We start from the raw sequence: 19,473 nt of genomic DNA, 5'->3' as shown, positions 1-19,473 counted from the left end.
GGAATCAGTGCCTGCAGCGACAATACACAAATTAATGCATGGCACCATCCTGACGCCTTCATTTGAGCGCCTGTTAGCAGGCCGGAATGGTGAGTAACGTATGACAGATTTGACCACGCAAGATCTCGCTCAGCCGCTATGGCAAACCCGGGATCATCTGGATGACCCGGTAATTGGCGAATTGCGTAATCGTTTTGGGCCGGATGCCTTTACTGTTCAGGCAACACGTACCGGGATTCCGGTGGTATGGGTTAAGCGTGAACAGCTACTGGAAATCATCACTTTCCTGCGTAAATTACCCAAGCCTTACGTCATGCTCTATGACCTGCATGGTATGGACGAACGTTTACGCACCCACCGCGCCGGATTACCTGCCGCGGATTTTTCCGTTTTCTACCACCTGCTTTCGATTGAACGCAATCGCGACATCATGCTCAAGGTGGCATTGTCTGAAAATGATATGCACGTGCCGACCATCACGAAAATTTTCGCCAATGCGAACTGGTATGAGCGCGAAACCTGGGAGATGTTCGGCATCACTTTTGACGGTCACCCGCACCTGACCCGCATCATGATGCCGCAGACGTGGGAAGGGCACCCGCTGCGTAAGGATTACCCTGCGCGCGCCACCGAATTCGATCCTTTCACGCTGACCAAACAGAAAGAAGATCTGGAAATGGAAGCGCTGACGTTCAAGCCAGAAGACTGGGGCATGAAACGCAGTACTGCCAGTGAAGACTTCATGTTCCTCAACCTGGGTCCTAACCATCCCTCCGCGCACGGTGCGTTCCGCATCATTTTGCAGCTGGATGGTGAAGAGATTGTCGACTGCGTTCCGGATATTGGTTATCACCACCGTGGTGCCGAGAAGATGGGCGAGCGTCAGTCCTGGCACAGCTATATTCCCTACACTGACCGCATCGAATACCTCGGTGGCTGCGTCAACGAAATGCCTTATGTGCTGGCGGTAGAGAAACTGGCCGGCATCGTGGTGCCCGATCGCGTTAACGTAATCCGCGTGATGCTTTCAGAGCTGTTCCGCATCAACAGTCACCTGCTGTACATCTCCACCTTTATTCAGGACGTCGGGGCCATGACGCCGGTGTTCTTTGCCTTTACCGACCGTCAGAAAATTTATGACGTGGTGGAGGCGATTACTGGTTTCCGTATGCATCCGGCCTGGTTCCGTATTGGCGGCGTCGCACATGACCTGCCGAAAGGCTGGGAACGCCTGTTGCGTGACTTCCTGGACTGGATGCCAAAACGTCTGAAAGAGTATGACAAAGCGGCGCTGCGCAATACCGTACTGATGGGCCGTTCGCAGGGCGTAGCCGCCTATAACATGGAAGAAGCGCTCGCCTGGGGCACAACCGGTGCCGCACTACGTGCAACGGGTCTCGATTTTGACGTGCGTAAATGGCGCCCCTACTCAGGCTATGAAAACTTCGATTTTGAGGTTCCTGTGGGCGCCGGCATCAGTGATGCCTATACGCGCGTACAACTGAAAATGGAAGAGATGTGGCAGTCGCTGCGTATCCTGGAGCAGTGCCTGAACAACATGCCGGAAGGGCCGTTTAAGGCGGATCATCCGTTAACCACGCCGCCACCGAAAGAGCGTACGCTGCAGCACATTGAAACCCTGATCACCCACTTCCTGCAGGTTTCCTGGGGCCCGGTCATGCCGGCCAACGAATCTTTCCAGATGATTGAGGCGACCAAAGGGATCAACAGTTACTACCTGACCAGCGACGGCAGCACGATGAGTTACCGCACGCGTGTGCGTACACCGAGCTTCCCGCACCTGCAGCAGATTCCATCGGTAATCCGTGGCAGCCTGGTATCCGACCTGATCGTATACCTCGGTAGTATCGACTTTGTTATGTCAGACGTGGACCGCTAATTATGCACGATCAACACATTGCTATTAAAACGATCGACCCTAACGAGGTCTTCGTGCTGAGTGCGGAAGAGCACCATGCGATTGAGCACGAAAAACACCATTACGAAGATGCGCGCGCTGCCTCCATTGAAGCACTGAAAATTGTGCAGAAGCAGCGCGGCTGGGTGCCTGACGGTGCGATCCATGCGATTGCAGAAGTGTTAGGGATTCCTGCCAGCGACGTAGAAGGCGTGGCAACGTTCTATAGTCAGATTTTCCGTCAGCCTGTTGGCCGCCACGTGATTCGCTACTGCGATAGCGTGGTGTGCCACATCACCGGTTTTCAGGGGATTCAGGCGGCACTGGAAGAAAACCTGAATATTAAGCCTGGCCAGACGACAACCGACGGTCGCTTTACCTTACTGCCGACCTGTTGCCTGGGTAACTGTGATAAAGGTCCAACCATGATGGTGGATGAAGATACCCACGTTCATCTGACGCCGGAAGGCATCGCCTCTTTGCTGGAGCAGTATCAATGACAATCAAACAGATCATTCGTACTGCTGAAACCCATCCCCTGACCTGGCGCATGCGCGAGGATCAGCAGCCGGTATGGCTTGATGAGTATCGCAGCAAAAACGGCTATGCCGGTGCGGAAAAAGCCCTGAAAGGGATGGCACCTGACGAAATCGTCTCACTGGTAAAAGATTCCGGTCTGAAAGGGCGCGGCGGTGCCGGATTCTCGACGGGCCTGAAGTGGAGCCTGATGCCGAAAGATGAATCCATGAACATCCGTTACCTGCTGTGTAACGCCGATGAAATGGAGCCTGGCACGTATAAAGACCGCCTGTTGATGGAACAGATGCCGCATCAGCTGGTGGAAGGCATGCTAATCAGTGCGTTTGCCCTGAAAGCTTACCGGGGCTACATCTTTCTGCGCGGCGAATACATTGAAGCCGCAGTGCATCTGCGTCGTGCGATTGCGGAAGCCACTGAAGCAGGCCTGTTGGGCAAAAACATTCTGGGTACCGGTTTTGATTTTGAACTGTTCGTCCACACCGGTGCGGGACGTTATATCTGCGGTGAAGAAACGGCACTGATTAACTCCCTGGAAGGTCGCCGTGCCAACCCACGTTCCAAGCCGCCTTTCCCGGCAAGCGCGGGCGTGTGGGGCAAGCCGACCTGCGTGAACAATGTTGAAACGCTGTCGAACGTGCCGGCTATTCTGGCCAACGGCGTCGAGTGGTACAAAGGTCTGTCAAAAAGCGACGACGCCGGTACGAAACTGATGGGCTTCTCCGGCCGGGTGAAAAACCCTGGCGTGTGGGAACTGCCATTTGGTATCACCGCACGCGAAATCCTTGAGGATTATGCCGGCGGTATGCGCGACGGCCTGCGTTTTAAAGCCTGGCAGCCGGGTGGCGCGGGGACCGACTTTTTAACGGAGCAGCACCTCGATCTGCCCATGGAATTTGCCAGCATTGGTAAAGCCGGCAGCCGTCTGGGTACCGCTCTGGCAATGGCCGTGGACCATGAAATCAACATGGTTTCACTGGTGCGTAACCTGGAAGAGTTCTTTGCCCGCGAATCCTGCGGTTGGTGTACGCCATGCCGTGATGGCCTGCCGTGGAGCGTGAAGATTCTGCGCGCGCTGGAGCAGAAAAAAGGCCAGCCGGGGGACATTGAGACCCTGGAGCAGCTTTGCCGCCAGCTTGGCCCGGGCAAAACCTTCTGTGCCCACGCGCCGGGTGCGGTCGAGCCGCTGCAGAGCGCCATTAAATATTTCCGTGAAGAGTTTGAAGCCGGCATTGCGCCGCAGGTGTTTGGCAATACCCGATCTATCGGCGGTATTCAGCCAAACCTGCTGAAAGCGCGCTGGTAATTCGCCGTTATCCACGGGAGCTGGCCCTGTGCCGCCGTCCCTGTTGCAGTGTGCAGGGGCAAGAATTTGATTAACGCTCGTTTCTGACGAGCCTGACGGAAGCATGTCACTATGGCTACAATCCATGTAGACGGTAAAGAATATGATGTGAACGGAGCGGACAACCTGCTACAGGCATGTCTGTCTCTGGGCCTTGATATTCCTTATTTTTGCTGGCATCCGGCGCTGGGAAGCGTGGGTGCCTGCCGCCAGTGTGCGGTGAAGCAATTCCAGAACGCTGAAGACACCCGCGGCCGCCTTGTCATGTCCTGTATGACACCGGCGTCCGATGGCACCTTCATCTCAATTGATGATGGCGAAGCGAAAGAGTTCCGTGAAAGCGTGGTGGAGTGGTTAATGACTAACCACCCGCATGACTGTCCGGTATGTGAAGAGGGCGGTAACTGTCATCTTCAGGATATGACGGTCATGACAGGCCACAGCTTCCGCCGCTATCGCTTCACCAAACGTACTCACCGCAATCAGGATCTCGGTCCGTTCATCTCGCACGAAATGAACCGCTGTATCGCCTGCTACCGCTGCGTGCGTTACTACAAAGATTATGCCGACGGTAAAGATCTGGGCGTGTATGGTGCGCACGACAACGTGTATTTTGGTCGTCCGGAAGACGGCACGCTGGAAAGCGAGTTTTCCGGTAACCTGGTCGAAATCTGCCCGACCGGCGTGTTCACCGATAAAACCCACTCCGAACGCTATAACCGTAAATGGGATATGCAGTTCGCGCCAAGCATCTGTCAGCAGTGCAGCGTAGGCTGTAACACCAGCCCCGGTGAGCGCTACGGCGAACTGCGTCGTATCGAAAACCGCTATAACGGCAGCGTTAACCACTACTTCCTGTGCGATCGTGGTCGCTTTGGCTACGGTTATGTCAATCTGAAAGATCGTCCTCGCCATCCGGTCCAGTTGCGTGGCAACGACAGCGTGAAGCTGAATGCCGAGCAGGCCGTTAACGCCGGAGCCGATGTCCTGCGTCAGGCGAAGCGCGTCATTGGTATTGGTTCGCCGCGTGCCAGCATCGAAAGTAACTTTGCTCTGCGCGAACTGGTCGGTGCGGAAAACTTCTCTACCGGTATGCCCGCGGGCGAACAGGCGCGTCTTGAACTGCTGCTGAAAGTGCTGCGTGAAGGCGGCATTTATACGCCTTCACTGCGCGAGATCGAGAGCTACGACGCGGTGCTGGTGTTAGGCGAAGACCTGACACAGGTTGGCGCACGCGTGGCCCTGTCAGTGCGTCAGGCAGTAAAAGGCAAAGCCCGCGAAATGGCCGCTGCGCAGAAAGTCGCAGACTGGCAGATCGCCGCGATCCTCAATATCGGTCAGCACGCTAAGCATCCGTTATTTGTCACCAACGTCGATGAAACCCGTCTGGACGACATCGCGGCATGGAGCTACCGTGCCCCGGTTGAAGAACAGGCGCGTCTTGGCTTTGCGATTGCCCACGCGCTGGACGACAGTGCGCCAGCCGTCAGCGACTTCGACAGTGCGCTGAACGGTAAGCTGGATGTGGTGGTACAGGCGCTGGCCGGTGCCAAAAAACCGCTAATCATTTCCGGTGTGCATTCAGGCAGCAGTGCCATGATCGAAGCGGCCGCGAACGTGGCCAAAGCCCTGAAAGCGCGCGGTGCAGACGTCGGTATCACCCTGCTGGCTGGTCATGCTAACAGCATGGGCCTGGGCCTGATGGGTGGCAATACGCTGGATCAGGCACTGGAACAACTGCAGAACGGCGAAGCCGATGCGGTCGTGGTGCTGGAAAACGATTTGTATCGCCATGCGCCAAAAGCGCAGGTCGATGCGGCGCTGAACCATGCGGCTAACGTGATTGTGGTCGATCATCAGCGCACCGCCACGGTGGAAAAAGCCGGACTGGTGCTTTCCGCTGCCAGTTTTGCCGAAAGCGACGGTACGTCAATTAACCATGAGGGCCGCGCACAGCGCTTCTTCCAGGTGTACGATCCTGCCTACTACGATAACAGCATTGTGATGCTGGAAAGCTGGCGCTGGTTGCACTCGCTGCACAGCGCGCTGGAAAGCCGTCACGTTGACTGGACGCAACTGGACCATGTCATTGATGCCGTTGTGGCAAGTCTGCCACAACTGAAAGGGATCAAGGATGCGGCGCCGGATGCCAGCTTCCGTATTCGTGGTCAGAAGCTGGCGCGTTCTCCGCACCGTGCCAGTGGGCGTACTGCTGCGCGCGCGAATATCAGCGTGCATGAGCCGCGTCAGCCGCAGGATCAGGACACCATGTTTGCCTTCTCGATGGAAGGAAACAACCAGCCGAGCGCACCGCGTTCGCAAATTCCGTTTGCGTGGGCACCAGGCTGGAACTCACCGCAGGCGTGGAACAAATTCCAGGATGAAGTGGGCGGGAAACTGCGTCATGGCGATCCCGGTGTGCGTTTGTTCGAAGCCAGCGATGCGCAGCTTGCCTGGTTCAGCAGCGTGCCAGAAGCCTATGCCACGCAAGGTCAGTTCCGCGTCGCGCCTTACTACCAGTTATTCGGAAGTGAAGAAATGACGCAGCGTGCGCCGGTTATCCAGCAGCGCATGTCGGCACCAACCCTGGTTCTGAACCCGGAAGATGCCGCGAAGCTGGGCGTGAATAACGGTGCAGCAGTGGAATTAACCTGTGCAGGTGAAACCGTACGTTTGCCAGTGCGTTTCTCGGCTTCTTTGCAGGCAGGGCAGGTTGGGCTTCCACTCGGTATGCCGGGTGTCCCGCCCTTCCTGGCGAATGCAAAAATTGATTCTCTGCAGGAGGCGGCGCAATGAGCTGGTTAACACCGGATGTTATCGACATTCTGATCGCCATTGGTAAAGCGCTGGTGATTTTGCTGGTCGTGGTGGCCTGCGGTGCGTTTATGAGCTTCGCCGAGCGTCGTTTGCTCGGCCTGTTTCAGAACCGCTATGGGCCAAACCGTGTGGGCTGGGGCGGATCGTTGCAGCTGGTTGCTGACATGATCAAGATGTTCTTTAAAGAGGACTGGGTTCCCCCGTTCACCGATCGCTTTATCTTTACGCTGGCGCCGGTCATCGCGTTTGTTTCCCTGCTACTGGCCTTTGCTATCGTCCCGGTTTCACCGACCTGGGTGGTGACCGATCTCAATATCGGGTTGCTGTTCTTCCTGATGATGGCGGGCCTGGCTGTGTATGCCGTGCTGTTTGCGGGCTGGTCGAGTAATAACAAATACTCGCTGTTAGGTGCGATGCGTGCCTCTGCGCAGACCTTGAGTTACGAAGTGTTCCTGGGTCTGTCACTGATGGGCGTGGTAGCGCAGGCGGGCTCGTTCAACATGACCGATATCGTCAACAGTCAGACGCATCTGTGGAACATCATCCCGCAATTCTTTGGGTTTGTGACCTTCTGTATCGCGGGTGTGGCCGTTTGTCACCGCCATCCGTTTGACCAGCCCGAAGCCGAGCAGGAACTGGCTGACGGTTACCATATTGAATATGCCGGTATGAAATTTGGTCTGTTCTTTGTCGGCGAATATGTCGCGATTACCACCGTTTCAGCGCTGATTGTGACGCTGTTCTTTGGTGGCTGGCTCGGGCCTTTCCTGCCGCCGTTCATCTGGTTCGCCCTGAAAACGGCGTTCTTTATGATGATGTTCATCCTGATTCGTGCTGCGCTTCCGCGTCCACGCTATGACCAGGTGCTGTCGTTCGGCTGGAAAGTGTGTCTGCCGTTGACGCTGTTGAACCTGCTGGCGACCGCCGCAGTGATTCTTTATACAGCGCAGTAAGGGGTAACAAATGACGTTAAAAGATATTGTCGTAGGCTTCGGCACGACAGTGCGCAGTATCTGGATGATTGGCATGCACGCCTTCGCGAAACGCGAAACCCAGATGTATCCAGAAGAGCCGGTCTACCTGCCACCGCGTTACCGTGGCCGTATTGTGTTGACCCGCGATCCTGATGGTGCAGAGCGTTGTGTTGCCTGTAACCTGTGTGCGGTAGCCTGTCCGGTAGGCTGTATTTCGCTGCAAAAAGCGGAAACCAAAGACGGCCGCTGGTATCCAGAGTTCTTCCGTATCAACTTCTCACGCTGCATTTTCTGCGGCCTCTGCGAAGAGGCCTGCCCAACCACCGCTATCCAGCTGACGCCGGATTTCGAACTGGGCGAGTTCAAGCGTCAGGATCTGGTATACGAAAAAGAAGACCTGTTGATCTCGGGGCCGGGTAAATATCCGGAGTACAACTTCTACCGTATGGCAGGTATGGCAATTGACGGTAAAGATAAGGGTGACGCAGAGAACGAAGCGAAACCTATCGACGTCAAAGGCTTACTACCTTAAGGAGCAGGGCATGGAATTTGCGTTTTATCTTTGCGGACTGGTGGCGGTGGTGACGACGTTGCGCGTGATCACCCACACTAATCCGGTACATGCGTTGCTGTACCTGATCGTTTCGCTGTTATCGGTGGCTGGCGTCTTCTTCTCTCTGGGTGCCTACTTTGCAGGTGCACTGGAAATTATTGTGTATGCCGGTGCCATCATGGTGCTGTTCGTGTTCGTTGTGATGATGCTTAACCTGGGCAAAGCCACGCAGAAACAGGAGCGTGAATGGTTAAGTCCGTCGTTGTGGATTGGTCCGGGCCTGGTTTCGTTGCTGCTGCTGGCAGTGATGATCTACGCCATCATGACGGCACATGACCAGGGTATTGACGGCAAAATTATCGATGCGAAAGCGGTGGGCATTAGTCTGTTTGGCCCGTATGTGCTGGCGGTTGAACTGGCATCAATGCTGCTGCTGGCCGGCCTGGTTGTGGCTTTCCACCTGGGCCGCGAAGAGCGCCAGGGCGAAGTCCTGAGCAACCGTTCAAACGATGCCGCGCAGGCGAATAAGGAGCAAGCATGATTCCCTTACAACATGGATTGATTCTGGCGGCGGTGCTGTTTGTGCTGGGGCTGACCTCGCTGGTGTTGCGCCGTAATCTGCTGTTTATGCTGATAAGCCTGGAAATCATGATCAATGCCGCGGCGCTGGCGCTGGTTGTTGCAGGCAGCTACTGGGGACAGGCTGACGGTCAGGTGATGTATATTCTGGCTATCAGTCTCGCCGCAGCGGAAGCCAGTATTGGGCTGGCCCTGCTGCTTCAGCTCTATCGTCGTCGTCAGACGCTGAACATTGATACTGTGAGCGAGATGCGCGGATGAACCTTCTCTATTTAACTGTCTTATTTCCGCTAATCGGCTTTCTGCTGTTAGCGTTCTCCCGTGGCCGCTGGTCAGAAAACCTGTCCGCGACCGTGGGCATGGGATCGGTCGGGCTGGCTGCGCTCACCACGGTGTTTGTGGGTTTCGACTTCTTTGCCCACGGGCAGCAGGTCTTCACTCAGGCGCTGTGGACCTGGATTCATGTCGGCAATTTTAATATTCAGGTCAATCTGACGCTGGATGGCCTGTCGCTCACCATGCTGTCTGTGGTGACCGGTGTCGGCTTCCTGATCCATATGTTCGCCTCGTGGTATATGCGTGGAGAAGAGGGATATTCACGCTTCTTCGCTTATACCAACCTGTTTATCGCCAGCATGGTTGTTCTGGTTCTGGCGGATAACCTGATGCTGATGTATCTGGGTTGGGAAGGGGTAGGGCTGTGCTCCTATCTTCTGATCGGCTTCTATTACAGCAATCCGGAAAACGGCAAGGCGGCGATGAAGGCATTCATCATCACGCGCGTCGGTGATGTCTTCCTGGCATTTGCGTTGTTCATCCTTTACAACGAACTGGGTACGCTCAACTTCCGCGAAATGGCGGAACTGGCTCCGGCACACTTTGCGGCGGACAACCATATGCTGCAATGGGCCACGCTGATGCTGTTGGGTGGCGCAGTAGGTAAGTCTGCGCAGCTGCCGCTTCAGACCTGGCTGGCCGATGCGATGGCAGGTCCAACGCCGGTTTCCGCGCTGATTCACGCCGCCACCATGGTGACGGCAGGGGTTTACCTGATTGCCCGCACCCACGGCCTGTTCCTGTTGACGCCTGAAGTGCTGCATCTGGTCGGCATTATCGGTGCGATTACGCTGGTACTGGCGGGTTTTGCTGCTCTGGTCCAGACGGATATCAAACGTGTACTGGCTTACTCTACCATGAGTCAGATCGGCTACATGTTCCTGGCGCTGGGCGTGCAGGCGTGGGATGCCGCCATTTTCCACCTGATGACCCATGCCTTCTTTAAAGCCTTGCTGTTCCTGTCCTCAGGTTCGGTTATCCTGGCCTGCCACCACGAGCAGAACATCTTTAAGATGGGCGGACTGCGTAAAAGCATCCCGCTGGTGTACACCTGCTTCCTGGTCGGCGGTGCTGCCCTGGCCGCATTGCCGCTGATTACCGCCGGTTTCTACAGTAAAGATGAAATCCTGTTTGGTGCACTGGCGAACGGCCATTTGAACCTTATGGTCGCGGGTCTGGTAGGGGCGTTCCTGACCTCAATCTACACCTTCCGCATGATCTTTATCGTCTTCCACGGCGAAGAGAAAATCCATGCACACGCGGGCAAAGGCATTACCCATCATCTGCCACTGATTGTGTTGCTGGTGCTCTCAACGTTTGTGGGTGCATTAATTACCCCACCGCTGGCGGGCGTTTTACCGGCCAATGAGTTTGGTGAGAACGGTAAAGTCACGCTGGAGATCGCGTCCGGCCTGGTCGCGGTTGCGGGCATCGTTATCGCCGCTGCCCTCTGGCTGGGCAAGCGTCAGCTGGTCAGCAGCGTGGCCAACAGTGCGCCGGGCCGTTTCTTCGGCACCTGGTGGTTCGCCGCCTGGGGCTTTGACTGGCTCTACGACAAAGTCTTTGTCAAACCGTATCTGGGCATTGCGTGGTTGTTAAAACGCGATCCTCTTAACGGCCTGATGAACCTGCCTGCGTTGCTTTCACGTATCGCCAATAAAGGTCTGGTGGTCAGTGAAAACGGGTATTTGCGTTGGTATGTCGCGTCGATGAGCGTTGGTGCCGTCGTTGTGCTGGCGCTGCTGCTGGTAATTTAAAGATTGATGAGCGGGTAGGTGTGAAAACTTACCCATTAAGAATGTCAAAGATTGTCTGATGTAAGGGCGTAATCGGCGCAGTCCGTTTTGCCACCGCCAGCGCACAGCAACCGGAGCGTACTGAAGTACGTGAGGATTGCGAGCACTGCCGGGGGCGAAACGGGTAAGTGAGATAGCCCGAGCCAGGACAAAAAAAAGGGAAGTATGCCGTGTTATTACCTTGGCTAATTTTCATACCCTTCTTCGGTGGTTTCGTCTGCTGGCTCACCGAGCGCTTCGGCGCGAAGGTGCCTCGCTGGATCGCACTGATCACCATGGGGCTGACGTTGGCGCTCTCGCTGCAACTCTGGTTGCAGGGGGGCTATTCACTGACGCAGGCAGCGGGTATTCCGCAGTGGCAATCGAGCTTCTCAGTACCCTGGATTCCCCGTTTCGGCATTAATTTCCATTTAGCGCTTGATGGCCTTTCGCTGTTAATGGTGGTGCTGACCGGACTGCTCGGCCTGATGGCGGTGCTGTGTTCCTGGAACGAAATTGAAAAGTATCAGGGCTTCTTTCATCTGAACCTGATGTGGATCCTGGGCGGCGTTATCGGCGTGTTCCTCGCCATTGACATGTTCCTGTTCTTCTTCTTCTGGGAAATGATGCTGGTGCCGATGTACTTCCTCATCGCGCTGTGGGGACATAAAGCATCGGACGGTAAAACCCGTATTACCGCCGCGACCAAATTCTTTATTTATACTCAGGCATCCGGTCTGGTGATGTTGATTGCGATTCTGGCGCTGGTGTTTGTTCACTACAACGCCACGGGCGTCTGGACGTTCAACTACGAGCAGTTGCTGAAGACGCCAATGTCGCACACCGTGGAGTACCTGCTGATGCTGGGCTTCTTCATCGCGTTTGCGGTGAAAATGCCGGTTGTCCCGCTTCATGGCTGGCTGCCTGATGCGCACAGTCAGGCTCCGACCGCAGGTTCAGTTGACCTGGCGGGTATCCTGCTGAAAACCGCCGCCTACGGCTTACTGCGCTTCAGCCTGCCGCTGTTTCCAAACGCCTCGGCAGAGTTTGCACCGATCGCGATGTGGTTAGGGATCATCGGGATTTTCTACGGTGCCTGGATGGCGTTCTCGCAGACGGATATCAAACGCCTGATTGCTTACACCTCGATTTCGCACATGGGCTTTGTCCTGATTGCGATTTACACCGGTAGCCAGTTGGCCTTCCAGGGCGCGGTTGTACAGATGATCGCGCACGGCCTGTCAGCAGCGGCGCTGTTTATCCTGTGCGGACAGCTGTACGAACGTCTGCATACCCGTGATATGCGTCAGATGGGCGGTTTGTGGTCGCGCATCAAATGGATTCCAGGGTTATCCCTGTTCTTTGCTGTCGCCAATCTGGGTATGCCAGGTACGGGTAACTTCGTCGGGGAATTCATGATCCTGACCGGCAGTTTCCAGATCGTTCCGGTCATTATCGTGATTGCGACCTTTGGCCTGGTTTTCGCCTCGGTCTATTCGCTGGTGATGATGCAACGTGCCTACTACGGTGAAGCGAAATCGAAAGATCCGCTGCCGGGCATGTCGGCGCGTGAATTCCTGACCATTGGGGTGCTCGTGGTCCTGCTGGTGCTGCTGGGTGTTTATCCTCAGCCGATTCTGGATACCTCACATGCTGCAATGAGCAATATTCAGCAGTGGTTTACCGCTTCAATTTCAACTACAAGGCCGTAATTCGCCATGACAATAACTCCTCAACAATTGATCGCGTTGCTGCCGCTGTTAATCGTCGGATTGACGGTGGTGGTTGTGATGCTGTCCATTGCCTGGCGACGCAACCACTTTGTTAACGCCACGCTAACAGTGGTTGGCCTGAACCTGGCGCTGCTGTCACTGTATTTTGTCGGTCAGGTTGGCGCGATGGATGTCACGCCGCTGCTGCGTGTAGACGCGTATTCGATGTTCTATACCGCCCTGGTGATGCTCGCCAGCCTGGCAACCTGTACTTTTGCCTATCCGTGGCTGGCCACGTTCCCGGACAACAAGGACGAGTTTTATCTGCTGGTTCTGATTGCTGCACTGGGCGGTATTGTGTTGTCAGCGTCTAACCACCTTGCATCACTGTTTATCGGGATTGAACTGCTGTCACTGCCGTTGTTTGGTTTGATTGGTTACGCCTTCCGTCAGAAACGTTCGCTGGAAGCGGCCCTGAAATACACCATCTTGTCGGCGGCGGCATCGTCTTTCCTGCTGTTTGGTATCGCGCTGATTTACGCTGACTCGGGCAACCTGGGCTTCGTCAGCCTGGGTAAAAGTCTGACGGACAGCATGATTCAGGAGCCGCTGCTGCTGGTCGGTCTGGGCATGTTGATTATCGGTCTGGGCTTTAAACTGTCACTGGTGCCATTCCATCTGTGGACGCCGGACGTTTATCAGGGCGCACCCGCACCGGTTTCTACTTTCCTTGCCACCGCCAGCAAAATTGCGATCTTCGGAGTTATCATGCGCCTGTTTATGTACGCGCCGGTGACCGACAGCGAAGCCGTACGGACGGTACTGGCCGTGATTGCCTTTGTCTCCATCCTGTTCGGTAACCTGATGGCGATTTCACAAAGCAATATTAAGCGCCTGCTGGGTTACTCTTCTATCGCGCATCTGGGTTATCTGCTGGTCGCGCTGATTGCGGTGAAAGATCATCAGCTGTCGCTGGAAACCGCAGGGGTTTACCTGGCTGGTTACCTGTTCAGCAGCCTCGGCGCGTTTGGTGTGGTAAGCCTGATGTCCAGTCCTTATCGTGGCCCGGATGCCGATTCGCTTTACTCCTATCGCGGGCTGTTCTGGCACCGTCCGATTCTGTCGGCCGTGATGACCGTGATGATGCTGTCGCTGGCGGGTATCCCCATGACGCTGGGCTTTATCGGTAAATTCTACGTGATTGCCTCTGGCGTGAGCGCCAACCTGTGGTGGTTGACCGGTGCGGTGGTGGTCGGCAGTGCGATTGGTCTTTACTACTATCTGCGCGTTACCGTCAGTCTTTATCTCAGCCCGCCTGAATTGCTGAGCCGCGATACGCCAGCCAACTGGGCCTTCACCGCCGGTGGCGTGGTTGTCTTGATCTCCGCGATTCTGGTGTTGGTGCTGGGCGTTTATCCGCAGCCGTTAATCAGACTGGTGCAGATGGCCCAGCCGCTGATGTAATGTCACGCTGTTGCGATCAATCAGGCCTTCGGGCCTGATTTTTTTTGTCTGAAAATCGACAAAGGTGATTTTTGCATAGCCTTCGCAATATCACGTCGCGTCCGCTTTTCTCTTCGTTTTCATTCTGCATCTTCATTCTGTTTCCACAGTTTCATGCTGAAATGGGGCGAACAGATAAGGGGGAGCATTGCTTATGGATCGCCGACATTTTCTGCTGGGGTGTACCGCAACGCTGCTGACGGCAAAAAGCACACTGTCATTCGCCGCGCAGGCCGCTGTCGCCCAAACCGTTATTCCCCTCTGGCCCGGCACGCCACCCGGCGGTGGCGGGCCAGAGGGGCCGGTTGAGACATCGCCTTCAGGCGCAGAGCGTCATATCGCCGTACCCACCTTAACCGTCTTACGGCCGGGCATGGGGAACGGTCATGTTGTCCTGATCGCCGGCGGTGGCGGCTATAAACGGATAGAAATGGCAAAAGAAGCCTGGCCCGCGGCTCGCTGGTTAACGGCGCGCGGCTACACTGCGGCGATATTACGTTATCGTCTGCCGTCCGAACACTGGGGCGATGGTAACCGGGTTGCCCTGCAGGATGCGCTGCGTGCCCTGCAACTGGTCAAAGCGCAGGCAACAGGGTTAACGGTGCTGGGGTTTTCGGCCGGTGCGCATTTGCTCGGGATGGCCATCAGCCCGATGGGCGCGCGCATGGGGGCGGTGACAGAGGCACAGGACAGCGCACCTGTTCAGGTTGACGGTGCCGCGCTGATTTATCCCGTCATTACGCTGGAAGCGCCTTATACGCACACATCCACTCACCGCATTTTGCTGGGGGCGCATCCTACGGCGGCAGAAGACGCTGCCTGGTCGGTGCAGAATACGGTGACAGCAGCATCACCGCCTTTTTTTCTGGTGCAGGCCGAAGATGACCCGATATCCGATCCCCACAACACGCTGATCATGGCGCGAGCCTGTCAGCAACATCACGTAAATGTGGAGATGATCCGCTACCCAACCGGCGGGCACGGTTTTGGTATGGGGAAACCCGGCACACCCACCATGGCCTGGCCTGCGCGTTATCAACACTGGCTGCAAAGCCGCTAGCAGGCTACAGTGAGGGGTCGGTTATTGAATGAGGATGAGACATGCATATCAGTTGGCTGGATCTGCACCAGCAGGCATTAAGCGTCCCGCAGCTTTATGCAGTACTGGCGTTGCGCTGTGAAGTCTTCGTCGTGGAGCAGCAGTGCGCCTATCTGGATGTGGATGGTCAGGATTTGCAGGGCGAGAATCGTCACCTCCTCGGCATGGCGCAGGATGACCTGCTGGCCTATGCGCGCATCCTGTCGCCCCGGCGCGCCGAGACAGAGGTAAAAATTGGGCGCGTCATCATCTCCAGCAAAGCCCGTGGCCTGAATTTAGGTAACCAGTTGATGATGCAGGCGATAGCCAGCTGTGAACAGCACTGGCCGGAGCATGCACAGTTTCTTTCTGCCCAGGCGCATCTTGCGGGGTTTTATCAGCGTCATGGTTTTGTCGCGGTCAGCGACAGCTACCTTGAGGACGGTATTCCCCATATTGATATGCGCAGAGCAGGGGGGAAATAAACCGCGCTAACGACCTGACGGTTTTATTCCTCCCTCAGCCTGTCGCGTGTTCTTTTCACGTACGCAAAAAAAATGCATCCCGGCGCCAGGCCTGAGATGCATTATGCCGTGAGATGGCCGTGTTAGCTGACGGTCATCTGGCGATCGTCAACGTATTTACGCTGGTCTGGCGGGGGCGGCACATACTGATAGAGCCACGTTTCGCTCAGCGTTTCGTCTTTGGTGCGCAGGAACAGACGCATCTCAACGGGCTGTACGCTGTCGCTGTCAGGATACCAGTCAAAGAGGATACGGTACCCTTTGATCGGCTCAACATACAGAATCTCAACCTGCTTAAAGGTGCCGGAGGACACGGTAATCACCGGTTCAATGCCCTTTGGTGCGGCGGCCTGCAAATCGCCGCCGATAAAGTCGACAGCAAAACGGCGGCACCACACATCCGGGAAGTGCTCGCCTGGCGCCCAGCCTTCGGGGAAGCCGCCGATGCCGGTGCGGGTTGCATCCACACGCGCCAGTTGGCTCTGTACAGGCGGCAGTGCGCTCCAGTAGAGTTTGTACGAAAAGCTGAACGCGTTGCCCGCTTTGATCGGTTCGGCGGGCTGCCAGAAGCAGACGATGTTATCGAGCGTTTCACCGGTCGTGGGGATTTCCATCAGGTTGATGGCACCTTTACCCCACTTACCAACCGGTTCCACCCACAGGCTTGGCCGCTTGTTATACCAGCCAATCACGTCCTGATAATTCTCAAAGTCATGATCAAGCTGAAGCAGACCAAAACCACGCGGGTTTTCATCTTCGTAGGCGTTGAACTGCAGGCGCTGAGGGTTATTCAGCGGACGGGCAATCCATTCCCCTTTCCCGCTCCACATTGCCAGACGATCGGAGTCGTGAATCTGGGGATGGTAGGTGTTACACATCCGACGCTCGTTGGTGCCGCAGCTGAACATACTGGTCATCGGCGAAATGCCTAACTGACGAATATCCTTGCGGGCAAAGAGATGATTCTCAATGTCCATCACCACGCGTTCGGCTTCGCAGTGAATCACAAACTTGTATGCGCCGGTGATGCTGGCCCCATCCAGTAAGGCATAGCAGGTGAAGGTTGTGTCTTCGGCTTTCGGCGTTTCAAACCAGAACGCCGTAAAGTCCGGAAACTCTTCCTGACCATTGCTGAAGGTGTTAATGGCGACGCCACGCGCGGACAGGCCGTACTGGTAAGTATCATCGACAGCACGGAAGTAGCTGGCACCGAGGAAGGAGACGATATCGCGGCGGGCCAGTTCGGGTTTTTTAAAGGCACGGAAGCCCGCAAACCCCAGATCGGTTTTGCCTTCCAGCTGTTTAGTGTCGACTTTCGCATCGTTGTAGTTAAACAGCTCGGTGCGGAAGTGGATTTCGCGTGCCTCACGGCTGGCACTGTCGACGGAAAACATGCGGATGCGGCGTTTAAAGCCCATGCCGACGTGGAAAAACTGCACATCAAGCTCGCGATTCGGAATGTTGTTCCACAGCGAGTGATTAGCATCGTACTGAATATCGTTGTAAGCCTGCGGCGTCAGGTTAGCCAGCGTTTGCGGCAGCGGGCCCGGTGGACCACCCCACGGCTTTTTGGCCAGTGCGGCCGCGTTCTTTTTTAACTCGTCGAAATCGAAGCGCACTGCGATTCCGTCAGCAATGCCATCATCTGCCCAGGCGGATTGCGCGAATAGCGTTGATAAGCCTGTCATACCGCTCACCGCGGAGAAGGCCATTGACGCTTTCATAAACATTCTTCGATTCATGCCGGAGATCATTCCTTAGCTTTTCGAGTTTGTTGTGACTGTCGTGTCGAAGCACAGAGCCTGATTATTACAGGCAACAGCAGGGTACGACAGTCGGCTTAGAGAAAAATTCAGTTCGCTGAAAATTTATCAGATAAATCAAATAAACGAAGCGAAATTGCTTTAAGCAAGTCATCTCTTACACTTCTTTGCGTAATCACAGCCTGCCATAAGTTGACGCGCGTGCGCTTTCCTTGCGCCGATTTTCAGGTGATTCCTGGTAAGGGGCCGCGCAAAGCCCTCATTTATGGCTATAGTTAACCAGGTGCATTGCAATTCACATGGAGGAAATGATGGTAAAACAGACTGAATCTTTCGACACGGGCTATGACGACGATATCGCACTGCTGACTGAAACGCTGGAAGAAGTGCTGAAGTCATCAGGTGATCCGGCCGATCAGAAATATATCGAACTGAAAACCAAAGCTGAACGCGCGCTGGAAGATGTTAAATCACGTGTCAGCCAGGCCTCGGATAGCTATTACTACCGTGCCAAACAGGCCGCGTACCGTGCTGATGATTACGTCCATGAAAAACCGTGGCAGGGCATTGGCATCGGTGCTACTGCAGGGCTGGTATTAGGCCTGCTGCTGGCGCGTCGCTAATCTCAATCGCCTAAAACGGGCAGGCGCTGTCCTGTCCGTTCTCCCTCTCTGGTTCTTCCGCACTTCTGTCACCTGCCTGAAAATGCCGTTACCCGGTTAATTCCTGTCCGCAGATTGTGTTTTGTTCAGGGGCTTTCTAAAGTAAAGCGACAGGCACAAGGAGAATGAATGTGATAAGAGTTGAAATGCTGTCCACGGGCGATGAAGTGTTACATGGACAAATCGTCGATACCAACGCCGCCTGGCTGGCTGATGTGTTATTTCAACACGGGCTGCCAATGACCAGCCGGACTACGGTGGGTGACGCAATGTCGTCGCTGGTGGAAACGCTAAAGGCCCGCAGTCTTGAGGCGGACGTGCTCATCGTGAATGGTGGACTGGGTCCAACCACTGACGACCTTAGCGCCCAGGCCGCGGCCAAAGCGAGCGGGGTAGGGCTGGTGATGCAGGAAGCCTGGCTGGAAACGATGGAAGCCTGGTTTGCCAGCCGCGGACGGGTTATGGCTGAGAGCAACCGTAAACAGGCAGAAATTCCCGCTAACGCCGAAATGCTGGATAACCCGGTCGGCACCGCCTGTGGCTTTGCCCTGCAACTCAATCGCTGCTGGATGTTCTTTACGCCAGGCGTTCCCTCTGAATTCAAGGTGATGGTCGAACAACAAATCATTCCGCGTCTGAAAGCGAAGTTCGACCTGCCTGAACCGCCCGTTTGCCTGCGGCTGACCACCTTTGGCCGGGGAGAAAGCGACATTGCGAATGAACTGGAACCCTTGCCGCTGCCAGAGAACGTGCTGATGGGCTACCGTTCTTCCATGCCGATTATCGAAATCAAACTTACGGGGCCAGCCGAACAGCGCGTCGCGATGGAGCAGGTCTGGCAGCAGGTACGTTTGTTGCTGGCCGAGTGTACGATATTTGAAGGCACTGAGGGGCTGCCTGCACTGCTGGCGCGGGAACTGCATCAACGTCACTGGCGGCTGGCGATCAGCGAACAGTACACCGCAGGGTTACTTCACTGGCAACTGGCTTCGGCTGACGTGCCCCTGAGCGCCAGCGAAATTCTGCCGCAGCAGGACGAGAGTCTGGATGTTCAGGTCATGCGCACCCAGGCGCTGGCGACGCGCTTGCAGACTCAGCTTGCCCTGTCCGTCGGCAGCCTGAGCGAAGACGCGATCTCTGTGGCGCTCCATACACCGGAAGCGACCTGGGGACAACGTGTTAAATTCAATAGTGGACGTCACAACCTGGAAACCCGTCAGAAAGTGGTGGCGATGATGGCAATGAACATGCTGCGGCGCTGGTTACACGGCAGCGAGGTCAGCACAGGGCACGGCTGGATTGATGTGCTTGAAACTATCAAGCATTAAAAAAACGGACCGGTGCCAAACGGCACCGACCGCCTTCTTTTTCTGCTCCCCGCGTTTCCTCAACTAACA

General features: G+C 55.6%; 16 protein-coding genes. 15 read left to right on the top strand and 1 reads right to left on the bottom strand.

The genetic code is table 11. The features are described 5' to 3' along the window. Positions 1–100: 100 nt before the first annotated feature. From nuoC to RAC65_RS08950, 13 genes are all read left to right on the top strand, one after another. The gene (nuoC, locus tag RAC65_RS09010; protein WP_006120025.1) at positions 101–1,900 is read left to right on the top strand and encodes an NADH-quinone oxidoreductase subunit C/D; all 1,800 of its coding nucleotides are present in this window, start codon (positions 101–103) and stop codon (positions 1,898–1,900) included. A gap of 2 nt (positions 1,901–1,902) precedes the next feature. Further along, entirely contained in the window at positions 1,903–2,418 is a 516-nt protein-coding gene (gene nuoE, locus RAC65_RS09005; protein ID WP_006120024.1) for an NADH-quinone oxidoreductase subunit NuoE, read from the top strand. A gap of 2 nt (positions 2,419–2,420) precedes the next feature. Further along, the gene (nuoF, locus tag RAC65_RS09000; RefSeq protein ID WP_170317973.1) at positions 2,421–3,761 is read left to right on the top strand and encodes an NADH-quinone oxidoreductase subunit NuoF; all 1,341 of its coding nucleotides are present in this window, start codon (positions 2,421–2,423) and stop codon (positions 3,759–3,761) included. A gap of 111 nt (positions 3,762–3,872) precedes the next feature. Beyond that, positions 3,873–6,596, top strand: coding sequence for an NADH-quinone oxidoreductase subunit NuoG (nuoG, locus tag RAC65_RS08995; protein ID WP_054633420.1), 2,724 nt, complete (start codon positions 3,873–3,875; stop codon positions 6,594–6,596). Next, complete coding sequence (nuoH, locus tag RAC65_RS08990) at positions 6,593–7,570, top strand: NADH-quinone oxidoreductase subunit NuoH (protein ID WP_058701324.1); 978 nt, start codon at positions 6,593–6,595, stop codon at positions 7,568–7,570. Before nuoG ends, nuoH begins: the two co-directional genes overlap by 4 nt. Positions 7,571–7,580: 10 nt before the next feature. Next, the gene (gene nuoI, locus RAC65_RS08985) at positions 7,581–8,123 is read left to right on the top strand and encodes an NADH-quinone oxidoreductase subunit NuoI (protein ID WP_006120020.1); all 543 of its coding nucleotides are present in this window, start codon (positions 7,581–7,583) and stop codon (positions 8,121–8,123) included. Positions 8,124–8,133: 10 nt separating this feature from the next. Continuing rightward, positions 8,134–8,685 (top strand): NADH-quinone oxidoreductase subunit J, encoded by a 552-nt coding sequence (nuoJ, locus tag RAC65_RS08980; protein ID WP_006120019.1) that lies wholly within the window; start codon positions 8,134–8,136, stop codon positions 8,683–8,685. Next, the gene (nuoK, locus tag RAC65_RS08975; RefSeq protein WP_028724970.1) at positions 8,682–8,984 is read left to right on the top strand and encodes an NADH-quinone oxidoreductase subunit NuoK; all 303 of its coding nucleotides are present in this window, start codon (positions 8,682–8,684) and stop codon (positions 8,982–8,984) included. The genes nuoJ and nuoK overlap by 4 nt, the downstream gene beginning before the upstream one ends. Beyond that, complete coding sequence (nuoL, locus tag RAC65_RS08970; RefSeq protein ID WP_033740625.1) at positions 8,981–10,816, top strand: NADH-quinone oxidoreductase subunit L; 1,836 nt, start codon at positions 8,981–8,983, stop codon at positions 10,814–10,816. Before nuoK ends, nuoL begins: the two co-directional genes overlap by 4 nt. Positions 10,817–11,025: 209 nt before the next feature. Next, positions 11,026–12,546 carry an NADH-quinone oxidoreductase subunit M gene (nuoM, locus tag RAC65_RS08965; protein ID WP_033740623.1) on the top strand — a complete coding sequence of 507 codons (1,521 nt, stop codon included), beginning with the start codon at positions 11,026–11,028 and terminating at the stop codon, positions 12,544–12,546. A 6-nt stretch (positions 12,547–12,552) separates the two neighbouring features. Then, positions 12,553–14,010: an NADH-quinone oxidoreductase subunit NuoN gene (nuoN, locus tag RAC65_RS08960; RefSeq protein ID WP_006120015.1), complete on the top strand. Its 1,458-nt coding sequence runs from the start codon at positions 12,553–12,555 to the stop codon at positions 14,008–14,010. 193 nt (positions 14,011–14,203) lie between these two features. Next, the gene (locus RAC65_RS08955) at positions 14,204–15,109 is read left to right on the top strand and encodes an alpha/beta hydrolase (RefSeq protein WP_054633422.1); all 906 of its coding nucleotides are present in this window, start codon (positions 14,204–14,206) and stop codon (positions 15,107–15,109) included. 41 nt (positions 15,110–15,150) lie between these two features. Beyond that, positions 15,151–15,612, top strand: coding sequence for a GNAT family N-acetyltransferase (locus tag RAC65_RS08950; protein ID WP_039339662.1), 462 nt, complete (start codon positions 15,151–15,153; stop codon positions 15,610–15,612). 122 nt (positions 15,613–15,734) lie between these two features. On the opposite strand, the gene RAC65_RS08945 is transcribed toward RAC65_RS08950, so the two are convergent. Beyond that, the gene (locus RAC65_RS08945) at positions 15,735–17,393 is read right to left on the bottom strand and encodes a glucan biosynthesis protein D (RefSeq protein WP_006120012.1); all 1,659 of its coding nucleotides are present in this window, start codon (positions 17,391–17,393) and stop codon (positions 15,735–15,737) included. A gap of 332 nt (positions 17,394–17,725) precedes the next feature. Between RAC65_RS08945 and elaB the strand changes: the two genes are divergently transcribed. Together elaB and RAC65_RS08935 are read left to right on the top strand one after the other, a co-directional pair. Further along, positions 17,726–18,037 (top strand): stress response protein ElaB, encoded by a 312-nt coding sequence (elaB, locus tag RAC65_RS08940; protein WP_033740963.1) that lies wholly within the window; start codon positions 17,726–17,728, stop codon positions 18,035–18,037. Positions 18,038–18,207: 170 nt separating this feature from the next. Further along, positions 18,208–19,404, top strand: coding sequence for a nicotinamide mononucleotide deamidase-related protein YfaY (locus RAC65_RS08935; protein WP_006120010.1), 1,197 nt, complete (start codon positions 18,208–18,210; stop codon positions 19,402–19,404). Positions 19,405–19,473: the final 69 nt, after the last annotated feature.

Source organism: Pantoea sp. BS_8, from assembly GCF_041954965.1.
Taxonomy (GTDB): Bacteria; Pseudomonadota; Gammaproteobacteria; order Enterobacterales; family Enterobacteriaceae; genus Pantoea; species Pantoea stewartii.
This window is presented reverse-complemented; position numbering and strand designations above follow the sequence as displayed.

Bases quoted from the DNA above. Each gene is read 5' to 3' on its own strand.
- nuoI (WP_006120020.1), top strand. From the start codon at position 7,581: ATGACGTTAAAAGATATTGTCGTAGGCTTCGGCACGACAGTGCGCAGT.
- RAC65_RS08950 (WP_039339662.1), top strand. From the start codon at position 15,151: ATGCATATCAGTTGGCTGGATCTGCACCAGCAGGCATTAAGCGTCCCG.
- nuoK (WP_028724970.1), top strand. From the start codon at position 8,682: ATGATTCCCTTACAACATGGATTGATTCTGGCGGCGGTGCTGTTTGTG.
- RAC65_RS08955 (WP_054633422.1), top strand. From the start codon at position 14,204: ATGGATCGCCGACATTTTCTGCTGGGGTGTACCGCAACGCTGCTGACG.
- nuoE (WP_006120024.1), top strand. From the start codon at position 1,903: ATGCACGATCAACACATTGCTATTAAAACGATCGACCCTAACGAGGTC.
- nuoN (WP_006120015.1), top strand. From the start codon at position 12,553: ATGACAATAACTCCTCAACAATTGATCGCGTTGCTGCCGCTGTTAATC.
- nuoG (WP_054633420.1), top strand. From the start codon at position 3,873: ATGGCTACAATCCATGTAGACGGTAAAGAATATGATGTGAACGGAGCG.
- nuoC (WP_006120025.1), top strand. From the start codon at position 101: ATGACAGATTTGACCACGCAAGATCTCGCTCAGCCGCTATGGCAAACC.
- elaB (WP_033740963.1), top strand. From the start codon at position 17,726: ATGGTAAAACAGACTGAATCTTTCGACACGGGCTATGACGACGATATC.
- nuoJ (WP_006120019.1), top strand. From the start codon at position 8,134: ATGGAATTTGCGTTTTATCTTTGCGGACTGGTGGCGGTGGTGACGACG.
- nuoH (WP_058701324.1), top strand. From the start codon at position 6,593: ATGAGCTGGTTAACACCGGATGTTATCGACATTCTGATCGCCATTGGT.
- nuoL (WP_033740625.1), top strand. From the start codon at position 8,981: ATGAACCTTCTCTATTTAACTGTCTTATTTCCGCTAATCGGCTTTCTG.
- RAC65_RS08945 (WP_006120012.1), bottom strand. From the start codon at position 17,393: ATGAATCGAAGAATGTTTATGAAAGCGTCAATGGCCTTCTCCGCGGTG.